At 55.4% G+C, this 4836-nt stretch carries 4 protein-coding genes; all 4 read left to right on the top strand.

Going from position 1 to position 4836, the window contains the following annotated elements:
• The first annotated feature begins 20 nt into the window (after nt 1–20).
• Nucleotides 21–1688: an ABC transporter substrate-binding protein gene (locus tag EOA24_RS27580; RefSeq protein WP_245501864.1), complete on the top strand. Its 1668-nt coding sequence runs from the start codon at nt 21–23 to the stop codon at nt 1686–1688.
• Between the two features lie 30 nt (nt 1689–1718).
• Nucleotides 1719–2663, top strand: a complete 945-nt coding sequence (locus EOA24_RS27575; RefSeq protein ID WP_127410269.1) for an ABC transporter permease — start codon at nt 1719–1721, stop codon at nt 2661–2663.
• A 12-nt stretch (nt 2664–2675) separates the two neighbouring features.
• Nucleotides 2676–3518, top strand: a complete 843-nt coding sequence (locus EOA24_RS27570; RefSeq protein ID WP_127410268.1) for an ABC transporter permease — start codon at nt 2676–2678, stop codon at nt 3516–3518.
• Between the two features lie 354 nt (nt 3519–3872).
• Nucleotides 3873–4836 (top strand): amidohydrolase (locus EOA24_RS27565; RefSeq protein ID WP_133374635.1); only part of this gene is annotated, 964 nt, incomplete at its 3' end.

Genomic DNA, 4836 nt, shown 5'->3' with positions numbered 1-4836 from the left:
GTCATGATTTGGGGCGAGGAATGGGAGCAGGAGAACCCAATGGGCACTACAGCCTATTGGTCTTTAAACAACTAGAGGGAACGAAAATGACGATTAAGCTCATGACATGGACGTCCAGAACAGCTGCAGTGCGTCGGTTAGTAACAACTGCTGTTGTCGGCGTTTTATCCGTCGGTTCAGCGGAGGCGGACACGCTGCGCATAATAGAGGGAAGCGCCCTGAAAATTGTTGATCCCATTGTGACAACATCGGGAGATACGCAAATCCATGGATATCTCATTTACGACAAATTGTTCGAATTCGACAGCAGCGGCACGGCTCGTCCCCAAATGGTCGACAAAGTTGATGTAAGCTCGGACAAGAAGACTTACACAATCGCGCTCCGCAAGGACTTGAAATTCTCCGACGGAGCTCCAATCACCACTGACGACGTCATCCAGTCATTGAAGCGCTGGGAGTCTCGGGATGTGGTCGGTGGTCTCCTTGGATCACGGACCAAGGACATGGTGAAAGTCGACGATCTGACGTTTCGGATTGAACTTAGCGAGCCGTTCGACGTTCCCTCGGCGCTTGCCAGTACTGAGGGCAACGTCCCTTTCATAATGCCCAAGCGGGTCGCCTCCCTGCCGCCCACGGAACAACTCACCGATACAACCGGTTCTGGTCCTTATAAGTTCGATTTCTCGACCTGGAAGCCAGGGCAAACGCCGGTTTACACCAAGAACTCCTTCTACACTCCGCGCAACGACCCGCCGAGCTTCTATTGGGGGAAGAAAGAGGCAACTTTCGACAAGATTGAAGTTTCTTACATTCCCGACCCAAACACCGCGATGGCAGCGATGCTGACCGGCAAACAGGATATCTGGCTAACTCCCGCGATCGACAACGCCTTGGCGCTGCGAAAAGATCCGAAGCTCGTGGTCTCGAAAGGTTATTTCGTGCAGAGCCTTTTCGTGGTGAATCACGAGGTGCCACCGTTCAACAACATCAAGGCGACTGAAGCTCTCACCTATCTCATCGACCAAAAGGAGGTCATGCAGATTTCTGTGGGTGACCCGCAATTCTGGCATCCGTGCTATGCTTATCTTACTTGCGAGGGGAAGTATGGCGACGAGTCCGCCTATAGCGGCCACCGGGGTGCCGCGGACTTTGACAAGGCTAAAGAGCTTTTCAAAGAAGCCGGTTACGATGGGAAGCCGATTGTCATTTTCGATCTAACCGATTGGGCGGAGGCCCACGCGAGATCACTGTACTTGGCACAGCAGTTGAGAAAGATTGGCGTCCAAGTCGACCTTCAAGCGATGGATTGGGCTACCGTGACGTCGCGCCGCACGTCTAAGGCGCCAGCTTCTGAAGGCGGGTGGAACCTGTTCCCTACCTACATGGAGGTGGGACCTGCCAGCTCCCCGATCACCCATTTGATGCTGGCCGCGAACTGCGACAAGGCTTGGTTTGGTTGGCCTTGCGATGAAAAGCTCGAGAAACTGAGAGCTGCCTTCGCCAGCGCAGTCGACGAGAACGAGAAAAAGAAAATTACTTTTGACCTCCAAGCCCGCGCATCAGCCTACTTTCCCTTTGTCATGACGGGAGAGTACGGCATTCCGACTGTTTATGGCGCCGACCTCGAGGGGTTCAATCCCGAGGCACCTTATGCCTATTTCTGGAACATCCGGCGGAAGGGCCAGTAGCGCATCGCGTCTACGGTTCGTGAGGTAAATATGATCAGGTATCTCATTACCAGAGTGCTTTCCGTCATTCCGGTGGTGGGGGTCGTGACCGCCATAGTTTTCGGTCTGACGTATCTGAGCCCTGGAGATGCGGCGGCTGTGCTGGCGGGCGACTACGCCACGCCGGCACAGATCGCGGCTATCCGGGAGAGCCTTCATCTCGATGATCCGCTGGTTGTCCAATATCTTCATTGGTTGACGAATATCGTCCGGGGAAACCTGGGGAACTCGATCTTTTCTAGACAACCCGTATTCAATCTCATCCTGTCGCGAGTAGAACCCACGCTTATTCTCGCCATCGCGGCAACTGTGGTTCAGGTTACCATATCGCTGCCATTGGGATTGTTGGCAGCACAAAGAAGAGGGGGCGTCGCTGATCGCCTAGTATCGCTCTTTGGGGTAGCGGGCACAGCGATCCCTCCCTTTCTAATCGGGTATGTGCTGATATTCATCTTCGGTGTGTACTTTGGATCCATGCCGGTCTCCGGGTTCCCAGGACTCGACAGCGGTGTGACCGAGGTCTTGCGGCATGTGCTTCTCCCCGCAACCATGCTGGGATTTGCGCAAACAGCACTCATCACCCGGATTACTAGAGCGAGCGCGATCGAAGTGCTGAACCAGGACTTTATCCGTGTCGCGCGGGCGAAAGGTCTCGACGAATTCACGATCCTCGTTCGACACTGCCTTAAGCTGATTGCCGTACCCCTGGCCACCGTGATTGGAATGTCGTTCGCCGGCATGCTTGGTGGCGTGGTCATAACAGAGGCCGTCTTCGCAATTCCCGGGGTCGGCAGTCTGCTCGTGGAAGCCATCCAGCACAGGGATGTTCCGGTCATTCAGGGGGTCCTACTGATAAGCGCGTGCGTGTATGTCGTGGTAAATCTGCTGGTGGACCTATCGTATCCCCTAATGGACCCGAGAATTAAATATACTTGAGGAGTGAACCGTATGACATTTCCTCTGTTGTGGCCGCATATGACGCGCCTGCCGACGTCGGTGCGTGTCGCCGTGATTTTCATGCTTTCGGTTGTGCTAGTGTCCTATCTAGGTCCTGGGATAGCCAATCTTAATCCCTTGGCGATAAGTCCGGAGTTGAGACTCAATCCGCCCAGTAGCACCCATTTGTTGGGCACCGACATGTTCGGGCGGGACATTTTCACCCGTGTGCTTTATGGCGGGCGGGTCTCGCTCGCGATTGGACTGGCCACTGCGATTCTGGCTACAACAGCCGGAACAATCTTGGGTCTTGTCGCAGGAGCCGGGCAGGCATCAGACAAGATCTTGATGAGGGTCATGGACGGCATCATGGCGATACCGGGGATCCTGCTCGCCATTGCCTTGGCGACGATCTTCGGTGGCGGGGTCTTGACCGTAATCCTGGCTTTGGCGATACCGGAAGTGCCCGGTGTTGCAAGATTGGTTAGAAGCTTGACGCTGACGCTTCGCGAGCAGGTCTTCATAGAGGCGGCGCGGTCCTACGGCGCTAGTCCTCTGCGGCTACTGTTCAAGTACATCTTGCCGAACGCGTTGGCCCCAATCGCCGTGCAAGCAACCTATATCTGTGGCCTGGCTATTCTTTATGAAGCCTACCTGAGCTTTGTGGGCGTCGGTGTTCCACCTGAGAACCCAAGTTGGGGCAATATCGTCGCTGAAGGTCGTTCGTTTGCTCTGATCGCGCCGTACCTAATATTGTACCCAAGCCTCGTAATCGTGGCTGTAGTATTGGCCGTCAATTTGATCGGTGATGGCCTGCGTGACATGCTCGACCCTCGCTTCGCGCTACCCGCGTAGTTCGTTGCGTAAGAATCCGGCCGACTCTCGTTGAATGATTTAGAAGGGTTGAAGGCCAACGGCCGAGGATATTTCGAACTCGACGCAAATAGATTGCAAACCTTTGAGTGTCCTCACCTGCGCGCTGTGCTGTATCGTGGCGGCGAGCGGCCCGTCATCACCGAAAGTTAAGCTGACCTCCGGGTTGGGGGCATCTCGACCCTTGAAAGTTCAGTCGGTGCGCAGAACGGCCTACCTTGTCGCCCGCGCACATTGGCAGGATCGCCGGACAGCCGAAAAATTACCAGGGAAATTGAATGCTTCCGGATACGGCCATCCGAACAATTAGCCATAAACCTCAAGGGATTTAGAAGTATGCAAAACGACCCTCTCAGCCTTGATGAAATCGTCCGCCGCGTAAACGCGAAAGCTGCCGAGTACTGCGCCTTAAGCGACCGCATATGGGCAATGCCAGAATTGGCATTTGAGGAGCATCGCTCGGTTGTCGAGCACATCGCTATGCTCGAGCGCGAAGGCTTTCGCATCACGACGAACGTCGGCGGCATTGCTACCGCCTTTGTCGCCGAGTTCGGCGAGGGCGGCCCCATCATTGGCATCCTCGGCGAATACGACGCGCTTCCCGATCTTGCTCAAGTCTCAGGCGCAACTGAACTGAGCTCATCGACCGCGCGTGGGCCAGGTCATGGTTGCGGGCACAATCTTCTGGGTTCAGGCTCCGCGCTTGCAGCAGTTGCATTAAAGGATGCGATCGCATCTGAAGGCATTGAAGGTACGGTGCGCTTTTACGGCTGCCCGGCGGAGGAAGCTGGAGGGGGCAAGGCCTTTATGGCCCGAGCCGGCGCCTTTGACGATCTCGACGCCGCCTTATGCTGGCATCCAGCGGTGGTTAACGAAGTGCTGACTAAATCCTCGAACGCTGCAAAGTGGGCGCGTTTCTCCTTTACGGGTCGCGCGGCGCATGCGGCAGCGGATCCCCATTTGGGGCGCAGCGCGCTTGACGCAGTCGAGTTAATGAATGTTGGTGTCAACTACATGCGCGAGCACATACCCTCCAATGCTCGCGTCCACTATGCCATCATCAACGCCGGCGGTGAGTTCCCCAACGTAGTGCAGGCGTATGCTGAATCATCTTATTCTATTCGTTCTCCGAGCGTACAAGACGCTGAGCGGGTGTTCGCGCGCGTGCAGAAGATTGCAGAAGGTGCTGCGCTTATGACCGAGACATCGGTGAAAGTGCAAATCACCGGCGGTTACTCTAACCTTTTGCCCAACAAAGCGCTCTATGATGTGATGTATGAGAACATGCGCCGTGTGGGCC

The organism is Mesorhizobium sp. M2A.F.Ca.ET.039.01.1.1 (assembly GCF_003998035.1).
In the GTDB taxonomy this organism is placed as follows: Bacteria; Pseudomonadota; Alphaproteobacteria; order Rhizobiales; family Rhizobiaceae; genus Mesorhizobium.
Note: the sequence above shows the minus strand (reverse complement) of the source record. Positions and strands in the feature narration are given on the sequence as shown.

What these genes read in the sequence shown, in the direction of transcription:
- EOA24_RS27580 (WP_245501864.1), top strand. Translation starts at nt 21, where the DNA reads ATGGGAGCAGGAGAACCCAATGGGCACTACAGCCTATTGGTCTTTAAA.
- EOA24_RS27575 (WP_127410269.1), top strand. Translation starts at nt 1,719, where the DNA reads ATGATCAGGTATCTCATTACCAGAGTGCTTTCCGTCATTCCGGTGGTG.
- EOA24_RS27570 (WP_127410268.1), top strand. Translation starts at nt 2,676, where the DNA reads ATGACATTTCCTCTGTTGTGGCCGCATATGACGCGCCTGCCGACGTCG.